We start from the raw sequence: 16677 nt of genomic DNA, 5'->3' as shown, positions 1-16677 counted from the left end.
AGAGATAAAAAACATGACTGATCAATACCAAACATTCGCAAAATCTCCGATTGGTAAATTTGTCATTAAAAATTTGGGTTTACCTGCACCAACTTTTTTAGACCGTTTTGAGTCAGCAACGCCTGTGATTAAAGGTGCTGTTTTACTGGGTGCAGCAACAAACAGTTCATTGTCTAGTGCAATTGCGCAAGTGTTGGCAAATGTTCACGCCAATAGCTATGCAGGTAACAATGCACAGTTACAGCAAGCTGCGGCTCAAGTGGGCTTAAACTTAAGTGCATTTAATGCAGGCGACAAAGAGTCTAAATTCAAAGTTGTTATTTTTGATGCATCTGGCATTGAGTCATCAGAGCAACTTAATGAGTTATATAACTTCTTTAACCCGATTGCACGTCAAGTGGCTGCTTCTGGTCGTGTGATTGTGGTAGGCACGACCCCTGAAACTGCGGGTAGCGTTAAAAAAGCGATTGCACAACGCGCGCTTGAAGGCTTCGTGAAGTCAGTCGGTAAAGAATTTAAAAAGGGGATTGCAGCACATTTGATTTATGTGGATGCAGATGCGGAAGCAAATCTTGAGTCAACTTTACGTTTTGCAGCATCTCCACGTTCTGCTTATGTCTCTGGTCAAGTGATCCGCGTATCTAAAGCTGATGTTGTAGATGTGGACTGGGCTAAACCATTGGCTGGTAAAACTGCTGTAGTGACAGGTGCGAGCCGTGGTATTGGTGAAGCGATTGCACATGTCTTGGCACGCGATGGCGCGCATGTGATTTGTTTAGACGTACCACAGCAGCAAGCAGATCTTGACCGTGTTGCAGGTGAGATTGGTGGTTCAACACTGGCAATTGATATCACAGCAAACGATGCTGGTGAGAAAATCAAAGCTGCGGCAGCTGCTCAAGGTGGTTTAGACATTATTGTGCATAACGCAGGTATTACCCGTGACAAAACTTTGGCAAATATGAAGCCTGAGCTTTGGGATTTGGTGATTAACATTAACCTGTCAGCGATTGAGCGTGTAAATGATTATTTACTTGCGAACGACGGTTTAAATGCCAATGGTCGTATTGTTTGTGTATCATCAATTTCAGGTATTGCAGGTAACCTCGGTCAAACCAACTATGCGGTATCAAAAGCGGGTGTCATTGGTGTGGTTAAATTTACTGCTCCAACGTTGACGAATGGCATTACCATCAATGCGGTTGCACCAGGTTTCATTGAAACGCAAATGACCGCTGCGATTCCATTTGCAATCCGCGAAGCGGGTCGTCGTATGAACTCGATGAGCCAAGGTGGTTTACCGGTAGATGTTGCTGAAACGATTGCTTTATTTGCAGCGACAGCATCGACTGGTTTAAACGGCAACGTGGTACGCGTTTGTGGTCAAAGCTTGTTGGGTGCTTAATTTAAAAACTTGAATTTATCTCTCCTTTAGAGGGGAGATGAATTCTTTATATTATAAATGGGATGGCATTTTTCCCTCATCCCAACCTTTTCCCTGAGGGAGAAGGAACTTTCAAAATATTGAAATAAAAACTTCTCAAAGGTTCAGTATGAAGACTCGCCATTTTAGTCAACTTCCAAAACCATACATGGCTTATCCGAAAGTCATTCAAGGTTTGATTTTTAAAAAACCAAAAGGTGAAAAAGTCTTACCGCAGGTTGAGTATGTGGTAGATTCTTTTAATGTCGATGAAAAGCATTTGAAAGCCTATAACGAAGTATGTGGCTTTAAGAATAATGGTTATATTCCTGCGATTTATTTGGCTGTATTATCGCAAAGCTTACAAATGCACATGATGGGGCAAGAGCCGTTTCCATTTCCAGTGTTAGGTTTGGTGCATATTCGCAATCAAGTCAAACAAATGCGTAAAGTTGGCGTCAATGAAACCCTCACTTTATCATGTAAATATGGCGCGCTTGAGCCACATGATAAAGGTGTTCAGTTTGATTTTATTACCACGGTGAAAGTTGGTAATGAAGTCGTGGTTGAAGCTTTAACCACGTATTTAGCACGTCAAAAGACCGATGGTAAAACAGCACCAAAATTAGTCGAAGCAACGACTCCAGATTATCAGCCGAATGTAGTCTGGGAAGTCTCTGAAAATACAGGTCGTCGTTATGCAATGACTTCGGGCGACTTTAACCTGATCCACATTCATGCGGTGACAGCAAAAGCCTTTGGTTTTAAACAGGCCATTGCGCACGGCATGTGGAGTAAGGCACGAGCGTTGGCTTCGATCACATTGCCTGATGCTTATGAAGCAGATGTTTGGTTTAAACTGCCGATGTATTTGCCGTCAACAGTCGATTTTATGACTGTGACAAAAGGGGCAAATACTGCTTTCTTAATTCGAAATAGTAAGAATCAAAAACCGCATGTGACGGGACAGATCAAAGCACTATAATTTTAAAAAGCCCAGTTTAGATTACACTGGGCTTTTTTATGTCAGCTTTAAAATACATGGATGTGTAAATGAAAATTTTAAAACAATATTTACAAGCGAATCCGAACCATTACCAAGGCTACGTTGACCCACGTTTTCAAAGTGTTGCCCATCTCTTTAGCCGCTTACAAGATGCTCGTTCAGCATATGGCGGTGCGGCCTGTGTTCTATATTTTCAGGGTGAAAAAGTTGTCGATATCTATACAGGTTTGGCAGCGGTAGATTCTCCTTGGCAGGCCAATACGATGTCGGTGTGTTATTCGACAGGCAAAGGCGTGCTCGCAACCTTGGCGCATATTTTAGTCAGTCGAGGTGAGCTGAGCTACGATCAACCCATTGCGGATTATTGGCCTGAATTTGCCCAAAATGGTAAAGGAAAGATGACACTAAGACATGTACTGAGTCATCAAAGCGGATTATTTGATATTCGTAATAACATTGCCGATGCGACAGAAATGTTGAACTGGGCATATATGTTAGACGTATTTGAAAAGGCGCAACCACGCTTTGCAATTGGTGAAGATGCTGCCTATCAACCTTTATCCTTCGGTTGGCTAGTCGGTGGTGCTTTGGAAAAAGCAACGGGGAAAAGTTTAACTGAGCTTTTTCAAACCTATTTAGTTGAGCCGCTAGAGCTAGATGGAGCCTACTTTGGCGCACCCAGTGCTGAATTAAAACGTATCGCACGACCTATTACTCGTCCTGTACCTATCCAAGCAAATCAAACAAGTCCCACGAAGGTGCGTAAAGTTTCAGTGCTTGATAAAGCGATACAGTGGTCAGGGCAAGATCCACAAGACTTTCAGGATGGCATGATTCCCAAAGGCATGAAAAAGGTCAGCTTTTATCATGATGATGCGATTCAGGCGATCATTCCGGCGGCAAATGGTGTCTTTACCGCCAATAGTTTAGCCAAAGTGTATGCGATGCTATCTCAAAAAGGGATTTGGATAGGTCAGCAGTTGATTCGTCCCGATGTGTTTTCTGAATTGAGTCGAGTGCAATATAGCTATCGAGATCGCGTGATGCCGATACCGATGCATTGGCGCTTGGGATATCACCGTATATTAACCCTAGGCAAAACCGCAGAGCAGGGTTTTGGTCATATGGGCTTTAATGGTTCAGGAGCTTGGGGCGATAGTGAGCGAGGTTTAAGTTTTGCTTATACACATAACTTTGCTACAGCTTCTTTAACTGGGGATTATCGACTTTGGGCTTTGAGCCAAGAAAGTTTACGTTGTGCGGACGCAGTCTTAAAAGGTAAAAAAGGCTGGTTTTGACAGGTCTGAGATTTAGTCATCGTCTAAAATATGTTATGTTCGTCGCGGTTTAGGTTTTGAAGATTTGTGACATGAAGGCTCCTATTCTTATTCCTCTGATGGCTACAGGACTATTGTTGGGTTGTTCCGAGGCGAATCAAACGCAACATGATAAGTCTAAACTCCAAGTGGCAGAACAAAAGCAGATTATTCCTGCGTGGGTTGGGGGTTATCACGGGACAACGCCGTGTATGGGATGTTTGTCCCGTTGTGAAGACTGTCCGGGTATGGCAGTTGCACTTGAGCTGCATGAAAACATGACCTACACCCTAAAACGAGAAAGTTTGAGTGGCCATAACGAAGTCGAAACTTTGACTGGACTACTTCGTTTTAATGCTCAAGATCAGCACAAGATAGAGTTGGTGAACGTGACAACGCGAAACTTACTTTATGTCGATTTAGAGGATCGTGTTTTAGAAATACGTGAAGATGTGACCGGTAAAAAATACCAAATGCAGAGTGATTTTATTCTGGTGAAGTCGGCTTAATTTTCTAAATAGCTGTATTTTACGAATTCATTTTAATATTTACCTCTTTTTTACTTTTGCAAAGCTCTCATTTTATTTCAAATCCATAATCTAAATGTATAAATAGCTTGAGATAGAGAGTGGGATAAAAATGGAGCGAATGGTTTTTGGATTATTGATCTAAATCAGGTTTATAGCTTAGAAAAGTGAGAACGGGGTGAAGTAATTCATTCACTCTTTGGCAAAAAAACAGTATGCTTAGGCCTATAAAAAGGAGCATACATGTATCAAGTACTTGCACGGAAATATCGTCCTCGCAATTTTAATGAGCTAGTGGGTCAAAACCACGTTTCTCGGGCACTAACCAGTGCTTTAGAGCGCGGACGTTTGCACCATGCTTATTTATTTACAGGAACGCGTGGGGTCGGAAAAACCACCATTGCCCGTATTTTGGCAAAGTGCTTGAACTGTGAAACAGGTGTGACTTCAACACCATGCGAAGTTTGCCCAACCTGTACTGCCGTGAATGAAGGCCGTTTTATTGATTTGATTGAAATTGATGCGGCGTCACGGACTAAAGTTGAAGATACGCGTGAGCTTTTAGACAATGTTCCTTATGCACCGACGCAAGGTCGTTTTAAGGTGTATTTGATTGATGAAGTACATATGCTCTCTACGCATTCTTTTAATGCTTTACTCAAAACATTGGAAGAACCGCCTGAACATGTGAAATTCCTTTTTGCAACGACAGATCCACAAAAGCTCCCAATTACCGTGATTTCACGTTGTTTGCAATTTACTCTACGCCCGTTGGCTGTAGATGAAATTACCGAGCATCTGGGGAATATTTTAAATAAAGAGAGCATTCCCGCCGAGCAGGATGCGATTTGGCAAATTGCAGAGTCTGCCCAAGGCTCATTACGTGATGCACTTTCTTTGACAGATCAAGCGATTGCCTATGGTCAGGGCTCTATCCAGCACCAAGATGTCAAAGAGATGTTAGGTTTAATCGACCGTACTATTATTTATGATCTGATCCTTGCGATACATCAAAACCAGAAACAACGGGTGAGTGAGTTGCTGATACAATTCCGCCAGCAAGCACTGGATGTATCTTTAGTTTTGGATCAGTTGATTTCGACTTTACATGAATTGGCATTATTACAATATTTACCAGAACTAAGCCTCAAATATAGCGCTGAAATTAATAAAAAAATCATGCAATTGTCTCAGCAGATTGCTGCGCAAGACCTACAGCTTTATTACCAAATTGCATGTAAAGGACGTGCTGAATTACAGTTAGCAGTCACGCAAGAGCAAGGCTTTGAAATGACGGTGCTACGCATGTTGGCGTTCCGTCCATTACAACCGAATGAAGTACTGGTGACTCAGGCCAATAGCGCTATAGCTGAATCTGTACAACAAACGGTAATACCGACTTCTGCTCCAGCAACGGCTTTGCAACAAGATGCTCAAAGCTTAGATATTGACGCGACATTTGAAGATGCTGCGATAAATGAGGATGCAGAGACTGACTTTAATTCTGAACTTGATGATGTGAATCTTTCAGAAAGCGCCAAAGAGAATAAACCATCAGTTGAAGTATCTCAGCAATCCGATCAAATCGTTTTCGATCCTTCCAGTGATGAAGTTTTATTTGATTTGGATGAAGCAGATGAATTTAATGCACAAACTCATGACGATGAGCCAAATAGTGATGATTTCTTATTTGATGAAATTGTACCGCTAGAGACAGAAACTCAAAATGAAGCATCCGTTGAACCTGCTGTGCAAGCTGAGTCGTTTGATTTAGTAAATGAAGTGCTGTCTGCTGATATCGTACAAGACACTCAAGTTGTAGAAAATGAAAGCCTACAAACTGTTACTGCCCTTGTAGAGCTTGCTCAACCTGAACAGGTCTCATCTCCAACCGATTTAATGCCACAAGATATTTTGCAACTACAAGCACAGCAGTTAGTCGGTGAATGGACAGTGGAGAAGTGGGAGTATTGGTTTAGAAACAGCGATTTATCACCCGCGGTACAAGAGTTGGCACAGCAAGGCTTAATGACGGGACAGATTGATGCAGAATCGGTGTTTATGATACCGCAACGCTATGAGCAACTCCTCACCCAATTACGTCATGTTTTGGAAGATGCACTCAAATCTGAATGGCCTCAGACGCGTTTTGATGTGAAATATGCAGAAGTTGAAACCATTACGCCATATACGATGCAAGCGCAACGTAAGGAAAAGGCATTCCAACGTGCACATGAATTACTACAAAACGAAGACACAGTGAAAAGTCTAATGCAAACTTTTGATGGTGAATTACACAATATTCAGCTTAAGTAATGTCATGGCTTAAATAGTGGCGCAAAGCACTCCGCATTTCAGATGGAATCGGGGTGCTTTTTCGCGTTTCACGGTCTACAAAAACGTGAACAAAATGTCCTTGAGCCGAAGCTGTTTCTTGACCAAATTTAAAAATGGCGAGCTCGTAAGTAAGTGAGGAGTTTCCTATTTTGGAAATAGTCACACCCACGTCAATAATCTCAGGGTAAGATAACTCATGTAAGAAACTACATGCTGAGTCGACCACTAAGCCAATAATAGGGGATTGGTGAATATCAAAATTTGCTTTTTCAATCAGTAAGGCATTTGCGGCAGTATCAAAATAGCTATAGTAAGTGACGTTGTTGACATGGCCATAGAGGTCATTGTCCGACCAACGTGTCTGAATCGGTAAAAAATAATGAAATTGATCACGTGTCTTTGCGGCTTGTCTCATCGATATTATCCTTAAAATCGTATTATAAATAGCCTAAGTTAATTATATGGCTTAGCTGTAAATGGCTTGATAAATTTCGCGTGCCTGTTGCCACTCTAGTTCTCTTGGGTTGTTTTGTAGTAGGCGTGTTTGCAACATGGCATCGGTTGCAAGCTGGTCTAGATTATGTTCAGAAACATTCAATGCCTTGAGTTTTAAGGTTAAACCACTACGGTCCAAATGGTTTTGCATATGATCGACGAAAAGATCAGAAAGACCATCGGTACAGCCTGTACTTTTTGGGTCGAGCCAGCAGATCAGTTCCGCATAATATTGCTTAGCTTGGGGGAGGTTAAACTTTAAAACCTCTGTCAGCACTAAGGCATTACTGTGTCCATGAGAAATGTGAAAATGTCCACCTAAGGGATAAGCAAGCGCATGAACAGCACCTACAGGGGCATTGGCAAAGGCTTGTCCTGCCAACATTGAACCGACTAACATATTTTGTCGTGCTTCTAAATTTCGACCATCTTCTAGCACCAAGTTGAGGTTTCGATTCAGCAGTTTTAAAGCCTGTTTCGCCAACATGTCAGTATAGGGGTTTTTCTTGATTTTAGAGGTATAGGCTTCAATCGCATGTACCATCGCATCAATGCCTGTGGCAGCACTAATATGACGCGGCAGATTTTCAGTAAATGTCGCATCCAAAATCGCTACATCGGCGAAAAGAACGGGTGCTACAATTCCAGCCTTTGTCGTTTCACCTGTGGTGACAATCGAAATCGGTGTGACCTCAGAACCTGTCCCTGCAGTGGTTGGCACTAAAATTAAGGGTAGGCGAGGGGCTTGGGCATTATTTATCCCATAAAGATCTGATAACTTTTGCTGCTGTACAGGATGGCTGAGGATGGCAATAATTTTTGCAACATCCATAGAGCTGCCGCCACCAAAACCTAAAACGATATCTACCTTTTGCTGTTTGGCATAATCAACCGCGTTTAAAACAATTTGCTCACTTGGATCTGCTTCAACCTCACTGTAAATACTATAAGTGAGCGAGATATCTTCTAAAATTTCTAAGATGGGAAGGTGAAGCTGATGCTTTAACATGCCAGCATCTGTAACCAATAACAGATGTTGATAAGGACGTGCTGTTAAAATGTCTCTGAGTTGCTGAATGCTGCCTAAGCCTGAAATAATATTCGGCACAGTTTGAAATTGAAATTGGTTCATATCAGCATCCTTTTTTATATCTTATCCAACAATATTGTTTTGTACTTCTATAGGATTCATCCTCTAAATAACTTAACATAAGACACTTGAAAATAAAGCTGTTTCGAGGTGGTTATGTCATTCACAGCGCCCTATAAGGTGTTATGTGTCTGTTTAGGAAATATTTGTCGTTCTCCCACGGCAGAAGTGGTTCTCAGACATTTTTGTGATGCACATCAGCTCAATATCGAAATCGATTCGGCGGGAACCAGTAATTACCATCCCAACAAAGCACCTGACTTGCGTAGTCAAGAACATGCTTTAAAACGGGGCTATGATTTATCTAGCTTACGTGCACGACAGTTACAGACCCGTGACTTTGTCCATTTCGATTTAATTTTGGCGATGGATCATCGTAATTTTGATGATATTCAAGCGTTGTATCAAACTGCGCAGACTGAATTTGGTGCTCAATCTCTCCGCGCTAAAGTTGCACTGATGTCTGAACACGACGCGAAGTATCCGCAGCAAGCATTACCTGATCCTTACTATGGTGACTTTGATGGTTTTGAACGTGTTCTTGACCAATGTGAGTCGAGCAGCCAAGCGTGGGTCAGTATTTTTAAACAACAATTTGAACAGTAATTAAGGTTCGTGCATGCAAATCGAAACACAAAAACAGCTTAAACCTTTTAATACGTTAAGCTTAAATGCGATAGCCTCTCATTATGTTCAAATTCACAGTCCAGATGAGCTTGTAGACGCATTGGATTATGCACAGCAACACGCTTTGAATGTCATGATTCTATCTGGTGGAAGTAATATGCTGCTTCCCGCACAAATTAATGCTTTGGTTGTGCATATGAACATTCTAGGCGTAGAAAACCTGTCTGAAGATGAAACTACCACAACTATACGGGTTGGTGCGGGTCAAGTTTGGCATGACTTTGTGCTTTGGACGACAGAACACCATCTATTTGGCTTACAAAATTTGGCATTGATTCCAGGCCTCGTGGGTGCATCTCCTGTACAAAATATTGGGGCTTATGGTGTAGAGGTCGGTGAGTTCATCGAAAGCGTGCAAGTCTATGACCGACAGTTGAAAACATTTAGCGATATTCAAGCTAAAGACTGTGCATTTAGTTATCGTCATAGTATTTTTAAAGATGATCCAAATCGCTATGTGATTACACATGTGACCTTCAAGTTGTTGAAAAAAGAAGATTTGAAAATTAGCTATGGTGACTTAAAACAAGCCGTAGGTGATGAGCTAACAGCTTTTAATTTACAACAACAAGTGATTCAGATTCGTCAAAGTAAACTGCCTGATCCGAAAGAATTTCCAAATGTAGGTAGTTTTTTTAAAAATCCAATTATTAGTCAGCAAACTTATGACCTTTTAGCCGAACAATTTGAAAAATTGCCACATTATCCGCAGCCGAATGGTGATGTTAAAATTGCAGCAGGTTGGTTGATTGATCAATCAGGCTGGAAAGGTAAGCAGCTTGGTGTGGTTGGGATGTTTGCCAAACAAGCCTTGGTTTTAGTGAATTATGCCAATGCAGATTTGAACGATGTACAGAGCACATATCGTGCAGTACAGCAGGATGTGTATAATAAATTTAAAGTTTTGTTGGAACCTGAGCCTGTGCTATTTAATTCGGCGGGTCTCATTCAATCTCATCAGGATCGTTAAAAGTATGAGTAAAACCCATAAAATGGTACGTTTAATGCAAATCACTTCGGTGCTGTTTGCATTTTTCGGCTGTTTAATGATTTTTATTTATACGCCTTTTTATTCTAAGCTGATTGTGGCGACATTGAATACCTTTGTCCCTGTAGACGTCAATGAAGTTGCAGCACAAAGTCAAAAAATGGCGGCACTCAGTGAGCAAGAAAGCTTAGAACCGGGCTCTGATTTGTGGATTGCCCGTCAAGCGTACTTACAGTTGATGGAAGAACAAATCAAAGAACATAATTCGCAAAACCTAACCACGATTCAGGCACGTTATAAAGCACTACAACAGTTAATTATTTCTGAACAGCTTGAAGAGCAAGAAAAAGAGCAAAAGCCTCAAATTCCTTTGGTGATTGAGACAGCAAGTTCTGAGGTTGACCCGACTGAAAATGTCAAAGAACTGCTAGAGCTAAATAGCAAAGAAAATAAAGCCTTGATGGAAAATTATCTCGACTTTTTAAAAACGCATAAAGTAGAGACTGTAGAGGAAGAGCCGATAGATGAACAAATCTATCAGGACATCGCACAAATACATGCACAAAATGAAGAGAGAAAAGCGATATTAAACATGCCGAATGCCATAGTCGTTTTGGGTGGTGGATTAACTTTAGATAAAAACCGTAAAGATATTGTGGTGAATGAATATACGCGACTACGTCTTGAAACCACATTGCAGGTCGAAAAACAGTTCAAGCTGCCCATTGTGCTTAGCGGTGTCGAAGCCCCGTATATGCAAAAATGGTTAAAGGCACGTGGAGTCGATGCGAAACTATTGGAAGATCGTAGTATGAATACCTGCGAAAACTCGCGCTTTAGCTCTTTGCTGTTGCAGAAAAAAGGTGGTGCGCCTAGAGTGATTTTAATTACAGATCAATATCATATGCCACGTACACGCCGTTTATTTGCTTTAAATGGTATCGAAACACAGCCGATTGAGGCGCCTATGCCGACTCAATTAACCCAATGGCGTCCAAGTGAACAAAATTATGATCATAGTCGCCGTGCCAATTATGAAATGCTCGCAACGATACGCGATGTACTGTTGGGTTCGAGTGACTGTCGGGAGATTCCATAATGCCTGAACTTCCTTTTTTAAATCCCTCGGTACTCAAACAGCTTGAACTTCCTGTCCCTAGCCGTGAGACAACACCTCAGCTTTTAATGCCTTTGAATCTAAACCAGCCGTATGAAGCATCGGTGGAGATGGTGTCTTATCGTCGTTTATATGGTTTAGATGCGTTGGACTGTGATCACTGGCAAGGTTATGTTCAAATGCCTTTGTTTAAGCTGCATGTCCAAGTTTTTGCACCAAAAATTGAAAAAATCAAAGGTTCAGTCTGTCTGTTGCATGGTTATTTAGAGCATAGCGGAATTTATCAACCCATTATTAAAGAGTTGCTTGAACAAGGCTTTAGTGTACTGACCTATGATCTTCCGGGGCATGGACTCAGTGATGGATCACCTGCGAATATCCAAAATTTTGATCATTACCAAGATGTGTTACATGCTGTGGTGCGCTATGTCAAACGTGCTGAGCAGTTGCCACAACCGTGGCTAGGCATAGGGCAAAGCACGGGTGGTGCAATTTTGATGCATCATTTGCTTGAATTTGCCGAACGCCGTGAAAACCCTTATGTACAACGTGTTTTGTTGTTGTCGCCACTTATTCGACCTGCAAAATCTGCTTGGTGGCATAACTCTGTTGGATTAGGCATTATTCGACGGATTAAACGTCAAGTGCCGCGTCATTTTAGGCGGAATAATCACAATCCAGAGTTCTTACGCTTTGTTCGTTTAAAAGATCCGCTACAACCTCGTATGATGGGTATGGATTGGATTTTGGCTATGTCCAAATGGATGTTGGAAATGGAGCAGCGCCCAGCCTGTCGCATTCCAGTTTGGTTAGCTCAAGGTGCACTGGATCAGACGGTAGACTGGCGTTATAACATTGAGTTTATTCGTGAAAAGTTCCGCTTACAAACTTTATTGATGTTGGAAGAGGGTTCGCATCAATTGATCAATGAGCGTTCGGATATTCGTGCGGCATTAACAGGTCTAATTCCAGCCTTTTTACATGCGCAAGGTTCATCGAGTGGATATTACTAACATTCTGTGAGTCTCTTATCGAAAATAAAAAAGGAGGCTGATACAACCTCCTTTTTATTTAGAAATGTTCTAATTTGGACATATTCCACATACGGAAATAGAAGTTCTCTTCATCTTTATTTTCACAAGACAGCAGTTCACCATCTTTTAACCAAAAATGTAGCTGCGCATAGTTTCGAATTTCTCGGTCATTAATGCGCTGTGCTAAATGGCGTGCTTTAATTTCTGCTGGATGTTTTAAGCCCGCTGAAGCAATCATTTCCGAAAGTGCTTTTAATGTGTTTTCATGAAAATGCAACACGCGTTCGGCTTTGGTTGGCACATGTAGTGCTTTTTGACGCTCTTTGTCTTGCGTTGCAACACCAACAGGGCATTGGTTGGTATGACAACTTTGCGCTTGAATGCAGCCCACCGCAAACATAAACCCTCGCGCAGAATTGACCCAATCTGCACCAATTGCCATGGTACTAGCAATATCAAAGGCACTCACCAATTTGCCACTGGCACCAATTTTGATCTGATCACGTAAACCCGCACCGACCAGTGTATTGTGTACAAAAAGTAAGCCTTCACGTAGTGGTACGCCCATATTATCTATCAGCTCGATAGGCGCTGCACCAGTCCCGCCTTCGGAGCCATCTACGACAATAAAATCAGGAATAATTTGGGTATGCAGCATGGCTTTGACAATACTCATAAATTGCCAAGGCTGGCCAATACACAGCTTAAATCCGATTGGTTTACCTTCAGATAACTCACGCAGTTTTTGAATAAAATGCATCATCTGAATTGGGGTTTTGAAGGCAGAGTGACTTGAAGGAGAAATACAGTCATGATCACGACTGACACCCCGTATTTCAGCAATCTCTTCAGAAATTTTATCTTTCGGCAGAATTCCGCCATGACCAGGTTTTGCTCCCTGAGAGAGCTTGATTTCGATCATTTTGACTTGAGGTCGTTTGGCTTGAACGGCAAATTTTTCAGGGTCAAATTGACCATCTAGAGTACGGCAGCCAAAATAACCACTGCCTAACTCCCAAACAATATCGCCTCCATACTCAAGATGGTACGGGCTTAAACTGCCTTCGCCAGTATCATGGTAAAAACCACCCATTTGCGCTCCTTTGTTTAAAGCGCGAATCGCATTGGCGCTCAAGCTGCCAAAACTCATGGCTGAAATATTGAAAATAGAAGCACTATAAGGTTGTGAACATTGCGAATTACCCACCAAAATACGGAAGGTTTTAGGGTCAGCAGGTATGCATGGGCTCAGTGAATGAGTCATGAAGCGGTAATTGTCTGCATAGACATCGATAATGGAGCCGAAGGGTTTATCTGCATTTTGGTTTTTTGCACGTTGATAGACCAAACTACGTTGCATTCGTGAAAATGGCAGTGCATCTTGATCGGCCTCAATAAAATACTGGCGAATTTCGGGGCGGAAATCTTCAAAAATAAAACGGAAATGCCCCATAATCGGGTAATTCTTTAAGATCGAATGTTTATTTTGTAAAACATCATGCAAGCCAACAAGACTCAGTAAACCTGTAATCAGCCAAATACTGTTCAGTAAAGTGTCTGAAATAAAATAATTAATATAGATAGGTGTGCGGCTATAATGAAAAAAAGAAATGCTCAAAAAAATAAAAATACACAGTAGCCAAATGGAGTGCCGTGAAAAAAAAGTATTGAGTAATTTATGACGTATGGATTGAGCAGGGCTAGACATATGGCTGGGCATCCTTCCTGGTTGTTTAAACCTAATGTGCCAAGTCTCTGTTTCATCTACAAGTAATAAATTGTTGTTACGCCCCTTATTATTTACAGGAGGAATCCAATATTAAAATCATGGATAAATTTTATATAGATTGATATCTTTAAGAATTTAAAGTATATAAAATGAATATGAACAAGCGCTTATTGTTCAAAAGAAAAAATTATAAATTACTTACTTCTAGGGATAGGTTAGGCCAAGCTTGCATCGGTATAGTGTGGTTCAAGAATGATAAGAAAAAGGGGAAGTTTCAGTGAAAAATAAGGAAACTGTTTTGCCTGCACCTGTTTTAATCGTGGAAGATGAAGCCATGATTCGCTCACGTCTAGATCTAATTCTGTCAGAACTGGGCTATAGTCAAGATATGCTGATTTTTGCTAAAAATTTAGCTGAAGCCATGCAAATCATTGCCTCACAACCGATTTCTTTAGCCTTAGTCGATTTAGGGTTACCTGATGGAAATGGCATCACTTTAATTGAAAAACTCAGAGGCATAGATGAAAGCGCATTAATTCTAGTGATTTCGGCATGGAGTACACAGCAAAGCTTATTTGCCTCGATTAAAGCGGGAGCGAATGGTTATGTATTGAAAGAACGTGATGATGCCGAAGTGCTGATGTCGATACGGAGTATTTTGCGCGGTGGTGCACCGATTGACCCCTTTATTGCACGTGAAATATTAAATCAAATCTCAACATCAAATACCCCCCAAACTGAGCGTGTAGAGCAGTTAGATGGTCAGGACTATGACCAACTCACTAATCGAGAAACTGAAATTCTAAACTTGGTGGCACAAGGCCTGAGTAACCGCGAAATTGCTGAGCAATTATTTGTTTCGCGCTATACCGTTGAAAGCCATATTAAGCATATTTACCGCAAGCTTTCTGTTTCAAAAAGAACCAAAGCAGTCAGCACTGCGCGTTCTTTAGGTATTTTATGAGAAATGGTTGGCTGAGCATTTTTGTCACACTGTGTTTGTGTGTGCTTAGTTTTGCCAGTTCCGCACAAACAAACTTTGTTGTTAGTCCAACTTGTAAAGTGAATGTCGATAAAATTTCTGCGGTGAAAACAAGTTCTATCGATGTTGTTCCGAAGACGGGATGGGTAGAGGTCAAAAATCCTGACGTATGGACAGAACGCTGGCCACATTACGATGGCGGCGTTTGGTACCATTTTAATTGGCATTGGAGTTGTAACGACAGTAATGAAATGAAGCAGCCTTTAGCATTTTCTGTAGAGGGCATGAGTAGCGCAGGCGCTGTTTTTTTTAATCGAAATTTACTTTGGAAAGATAAGCATTTAGTTGAGCCTCTATCCAAAAGTTGGAACACCCCGCGTTTTTGGATCCTTCCTGTCGAAAGCTTAAAACAAAAAAACAATGACATTTGGGTCTATGTCGTTGGCAATAGCTATGAGAGTCCGGGTTTAGGTAATCTAGAATTTTCTGATATCACAACAGCATATGATAAACAACAAAAACGAATTTGGAACAAGAGAGCACTGTTTCAAGTTAACTTAGTTATTTCTACTACCTTAGGGTTGGTGTGTTTTGTTATCTGGTTTTTTAGACGCAATGAAACGACATTTTTTTGGTTTTCTGTTAGCTGTTTGTTTTGGGTATTGTTTATTTGGAATGTCATCAATCGCGAAGTGTTTCCTTATCCAAACTCTTTGTGGGTCATGAAAACTAATCTGACTTTTTTTGTTTTATACAATGTTTGCTTTTGCATTTACCTGCTGCGTTTTGTAAGAACAAAGTTTGCTGAATTAGAAAAAACCTTATTTTTAGTTGCTGCGGTGTGTATTGTTACCATCTTATTTATCCCTAGTTTGATGGTTAATATCGTAACTGCGGTGATTTTTTTATTGTGTATTGTGCTTTTTATCGCATCATTCTGTTTTGTGATTTATCGTGCTTATAAAACGAAGCGCCCTGATTATACTTTATTGGCTGTTTGTTTAGGCGTGATTCTTATTGTTATGCTTTATGATCTTTCACTACTTTTTGATGGTCATATTAATGACCATCAGCCTTTGTCACCGTATACCTCACCGGTGATCACTTTTTTTATTGTGATTATTCTCGCAACACGGTTAGATAAAAATATTAAAAAGATTCAAAGATTTAATAGTGAGCTTGAGCAACGAGTGAGCTTTGTGACCAGTAACCTTTCCTCTAGTTTATATGCTCGACATCAATTAGAGCTTGAAAATGTCCGCTTACAAGAGCGTATTCATTTAGCACATGATTTGCACGATGGTCTGGGTGCATCTTTGGTTCGTTCCATGATTTTGGTGGATCAGAGCTCTAGTACCATGTCGAATCAACAATTTTTATCTATCCTCAAATTGCTTCGAGATGATTTAAGACAAATTATTGACAGCGGTTCTTTAACCAATAACAAAACGCCAGATAATCCGGTGTTATGGATTGCTCCTGTTCGGCATCGGTTTAGTCAGATCATGGATGAGCTAGATATTGAGGCGACTTGGAGCATTCCGGAGGCATGGGAAATACAACCGACAGCACTACAATGTTTGACTTTAATTCGTGTGCTTGAAGAAAGTCTGACCAATATTATGAAGCACAGCCAAGCACGGCATATTGATGTAAAAATGTATTATCCAAGTACAACTCACTTAGTCATGATTATTCAGGATGATGGCGTAGGTTTTAATGCGGAGTGTGTGCTTAACCACGGGATGGGCATTGGTATGCGTAGTATGAAAATGCGTTTACAAAAAATTGGTGCTGAGCTAAATATCGAATCTGAAAAAGGCTGTACCAAAATTATTGCCAGTTTAAGGTTTGGTGAGGGAGAAAGTGCTGAGTAGATGAGATTC

Annotated in this window: 14 protein-coding genes; 11 read left to right on the top strand and 3 right to left on the bottom strand. The window is 41.0% G+C overall.

Annotated features, from left to right (window positions below):
- Window positions 1–13: 13 nt before the first annotated feature.
- The 5 genes from ACG9ZB_RS11850 (at window position 14) to dnaX (ending at window position 6588) form a co-directional block, all read left to right on the top strand.
- Window positions 14–1405 (top strand): 3-oxoacyl-ACP reductase, encoded by a 1392-nt coding sequence (locus ACG9ZB_RS11850; protein WP_419325969.1) that lies wholly within the window; start codon window positions 14–16, stop codon window positions 1403–1405.
- 148 nt (window positions 1406–1553) lie between these two features.
- Window positions 1554–2408, top strand: a complete 855-nt coding sequence (locus tag ACG9ZB_RS11845; RefSeq protein ID WP_151706399.1) for a MaoC family dehydratase — start codon at window positions 1554–1556, stop codon at window positions 2406–2408.
- Between the two features lie 74 nt (window positions 2409–2482).
- On the top strand, window positions 2483–3727 hold the full coding sequence (locus ACG9ZB_RS11840) for a serine hydrolase domain-containing protein (RefSeq protein WP_228267793.1): 1245 nt from the start codon (window positions 2483–2485) through the stop codon (window positions 3725–3727).
- Between the two features lie 71 nt (window positions 3728–3798).
- Entirely contained in the window at window positions 3799–4254 is a 456-nt protein-coding gene (locus tag ACG9ZB_RS11835) for a copper resistance protein NlpE N-terminal domain-containing protein (RefSeq protein ID WP_151706401.1), read from the top strand.
- Between the two features lie 261 nt (window positions 4255–4515).
- A complete protein-coding gene (gene dnaX / locus ACG9ZB_RS11830) occupies window positions 4516–6588 on the top strand; it encodes a DNA polymerase III subunit gamma/tau (RefSeq protein WP_419325968.1) in 2073 nt (690 codons plus the stop codon).
- On the opposite strand, the gene ACG9ZB_RS11825 is transcribed toward dnaX, so the two are convergent.
- Window positions 6581–7024, bottom strand: coding sequence for an acyl-CoA thioesterase (locus ACG9ZB_RS11825; protein WP_110973968.1), 444 nt, complete (start codon window positions 7022–7024; stop codon window positions 6581–6583). The two genes, dnaX and ACG9ZB_RS11825, sit on opposite strands and share 8 nt — an antisense overlap.
- Before the next feature lie 51 nt (window positions 7025–7075).
- Complete coding sequence (locus tag ACG9ZB_RS11820; RefSeq protein ID WP_419325967.1) at window positions 7076–8236, bottom strand: iron-containing alcohol dehydrogenase; 1161 nt, start codon at window positions 8234–8236, stop codon at window positions 7076–7078.
- Between the two features lie 114 nt (window positions 8237–8350).
- Here ACG9ZB_RS11820 and ACG9ZB_RS11815 point away from each other — a divergent pair, with 114 nt between their 5' ends.
- The 4 genes from ACG9ZB_RS11815 to ACG9ZB_RS11800 are packed head-to-tail and all read left to right on the top strand — an operon-like array spanning window position 8351 to window position 12059.
- Window positions 8351–8860 carry a low molecular weight protein-tyrosine-phosphatase gene (locus ACG9ZB_RS11815; protein ID WP_419325966.1) on the top strand — a complete coding sequence of 170 codons (510 nt, stop codon included), beginning with the start codon at window positions 8351–8353 and terminating at the stop codon, window positions 8858–8860.
- Window positions 8861–8873: 13 nt separating this feature from the next.
- On the top strand, window positions 8874–9911 hold the full coding sequence (gene murB / locus ACG9ZB_RS11810; protein WP_058869704.1) for a UDP-N-acetylmuramate dehydrogenase: 1038 nt from the start codon (window positions 8874–8876) through the stop codon (window positions 9909–9911).
- A gap of 4 nt (window positions 9912–9915) precedes the next feature.
- Window positions 9916–11028 carry a YdcF family protein gene (locus ACG9ZB_RS11805; protein WP_419325965.1) on the top strand — a complete coding sequence of 371 codons (1113 nt, stop codon included), beginning with the start codon at window positions 9916–9918 and terminating at the stop codon, window positions 11026–11028.
- Complete coding sequence (locus ACG9ZB_RS11800) at window positions 11028–12059, top strand: alpha/beta hydrolase (RefSeq protein ID WP_419325964.1); 1032 nt, start codon at window positions 11028–11030, stop codon at window positions 12057–12059. The genes ACG9ZB_RS11805 and ACG9ZB_RS11800 overlap by 1 nt, the downstream gene beginning before the upstream one ends.
- Before the next feature lie 58 nt (window positions 12060–12117).
- On the opposite strand, the gene ACG9ZB_RS11795 is transcribed toward ACG9ZB_RS11800, so the two are convergent.
- On the bottom strand, window positions 12118–13788 hold the full coding sequence (locus ACG9ZB_RS11795) for an FMN-binding glutamate synthase family protein (RefSeq protein WP_419325962.1): 1671 nt from the start codon (window positions 13786–13788) through the stop codon (window positions 12118–12120).
- Window positions 13789–14086: 298 nt separating this feature from the next.
- Between ACG9ZB_RS11795 and ACG9ZB_RS11790 the strand changes: the two genes are divergently transcribed.
- Window positions 14087–14773 carry a LuxR C-terminal-related transcriptional regulator gene (locus ACG9ZB_RS11790; RefSeq protein WP_125281639.1) on the top strand — a complete coding sequence of 229 codons (687 nt, stop codon included), beginning with the start codon at window positions 14087–14089 and terminating at the stop codon, window positions 14771–14773.
- Window positions 14770–16668: a sensor histidine kinase gene (locus ACG9ZB_RS11785; protein ID WP_419325960.1), complete on the top strand. Its 1899-nt coding sequence runs from the start codon at window positions 14770–14772 to the stop codon at window positions 16666–16668. Before ACG9ZB_RS11790 ends, ACG9ZB_RS11785 begins: the two co-directional genes overlap by 4 nt.
- Window positions 16669–16677 lie beyond the last annotated feature (9 nt).

This window comes from Acinetobacter johnsonii, assembly GCF_048551975.1.
Lineage (GTDB): Bacteria > Pseudomonadota > Gammaproteobacteria > Pseudomonadales > Moraxellaceae > Acinetobacter > Acinetobacter johnsonii_A.
Note: the sequence above shows the minus strand (reverse complement) of the source record. Positions and strands in the feature narration are given on the sequence as shown.

What these genes read in the sequence shown, in the direction of transcription:
- ACG9ZB_RS11850 (WP_419325969.1), top strand. Translation starts at nt 14, where the DNA reads ATGACTGATCAATACCAAACATTCGCAAAATCTCCGATTGGTAAATTT.
- ACG9ZB_RS11845 (WP_151706399.1), top strand. Translation starts at nt 1,554, where the DNA reads ATGAAGACTCGCCATTTTAGTCAACTTCCAAAACCATACATGGCTTAT.
- ACG9ZB_RS11835 (WP_151706401.1), top strand. Translation starts at nt 3,799, where the DNA reads ATGAAGGCTCCTATTCTTATTCCTCTGATGGCTACAGGACTATTGTTG.
- dnaX (WP_419325968.1), top strand. Translation starts at nt 4,516, where the DNA reads ATGTATCAAGTACTTGCACGGAAATATCGTCCTCGCAATTTTAATGAG.
- ACG9ZB_RS11825 (WP_110973968.1), bottom strand. Translation starts at nt 7,024, where the DNA reads ATGAGACAAGCCGCAAAGACACGTGATCAATTTCATTATTTTTTACCG.
- ACG9ZB_RS11820 (WP_419325967.1), bottom strand. Translation starts at nt 8,236, where the DNA reads ATGAACCAATTTCAATTTCAAACTGTGCCGAATATTATTTCAGGCTTA.
- ACG9ZB_RS11815 (WP_419325966.1), top strand. Translation starts at nt 8,351, where the DNA reads ATGTCATTCACAGCGCCCTATAAGGTGTTATGTGTCTGTTTAGGAAAT.
- murB (WP_058869704.1), top strand. Translation starts at nt 8,874, where the DNA reads ATGCAAATCGAAACACAAAAACAGCTTAAACCTTTTAATACGTTAAGC.
- ACG9ZB_RS11805 (WP_419325965.1), top strand. Translation starts at nt 9,916, where the DNA reads ATGAGTAAAACCCATAAAATGGTACGTTTAATGCAAATCACTTCGGTG.
- ACG9ZB_RS11800 (WP_419325964.1), top strand. Translation starts at nt 11,028, where the DNA reads ATGCCTGAACTTCCTTTTTTAAATCCCTCGGTACTCAAACAGCTTGAA.
- ACG9ZB_RS11795 (WP_419325962.1), bottom strand. Translation starts at nt 13,788, where the DNA reads ATGTCTAGCCCTGCTCAATCCATACGTCATAAATTACTCAATACTTTT.
- ACG9ZB_RS11785 (WP_419325960.1), top strand. Translation starts at nt 14,770, where the DNA reads ATGAGAAATGGTTGGCTGAGCATTTTTGTCACACTGTGTTTGTGTGTG.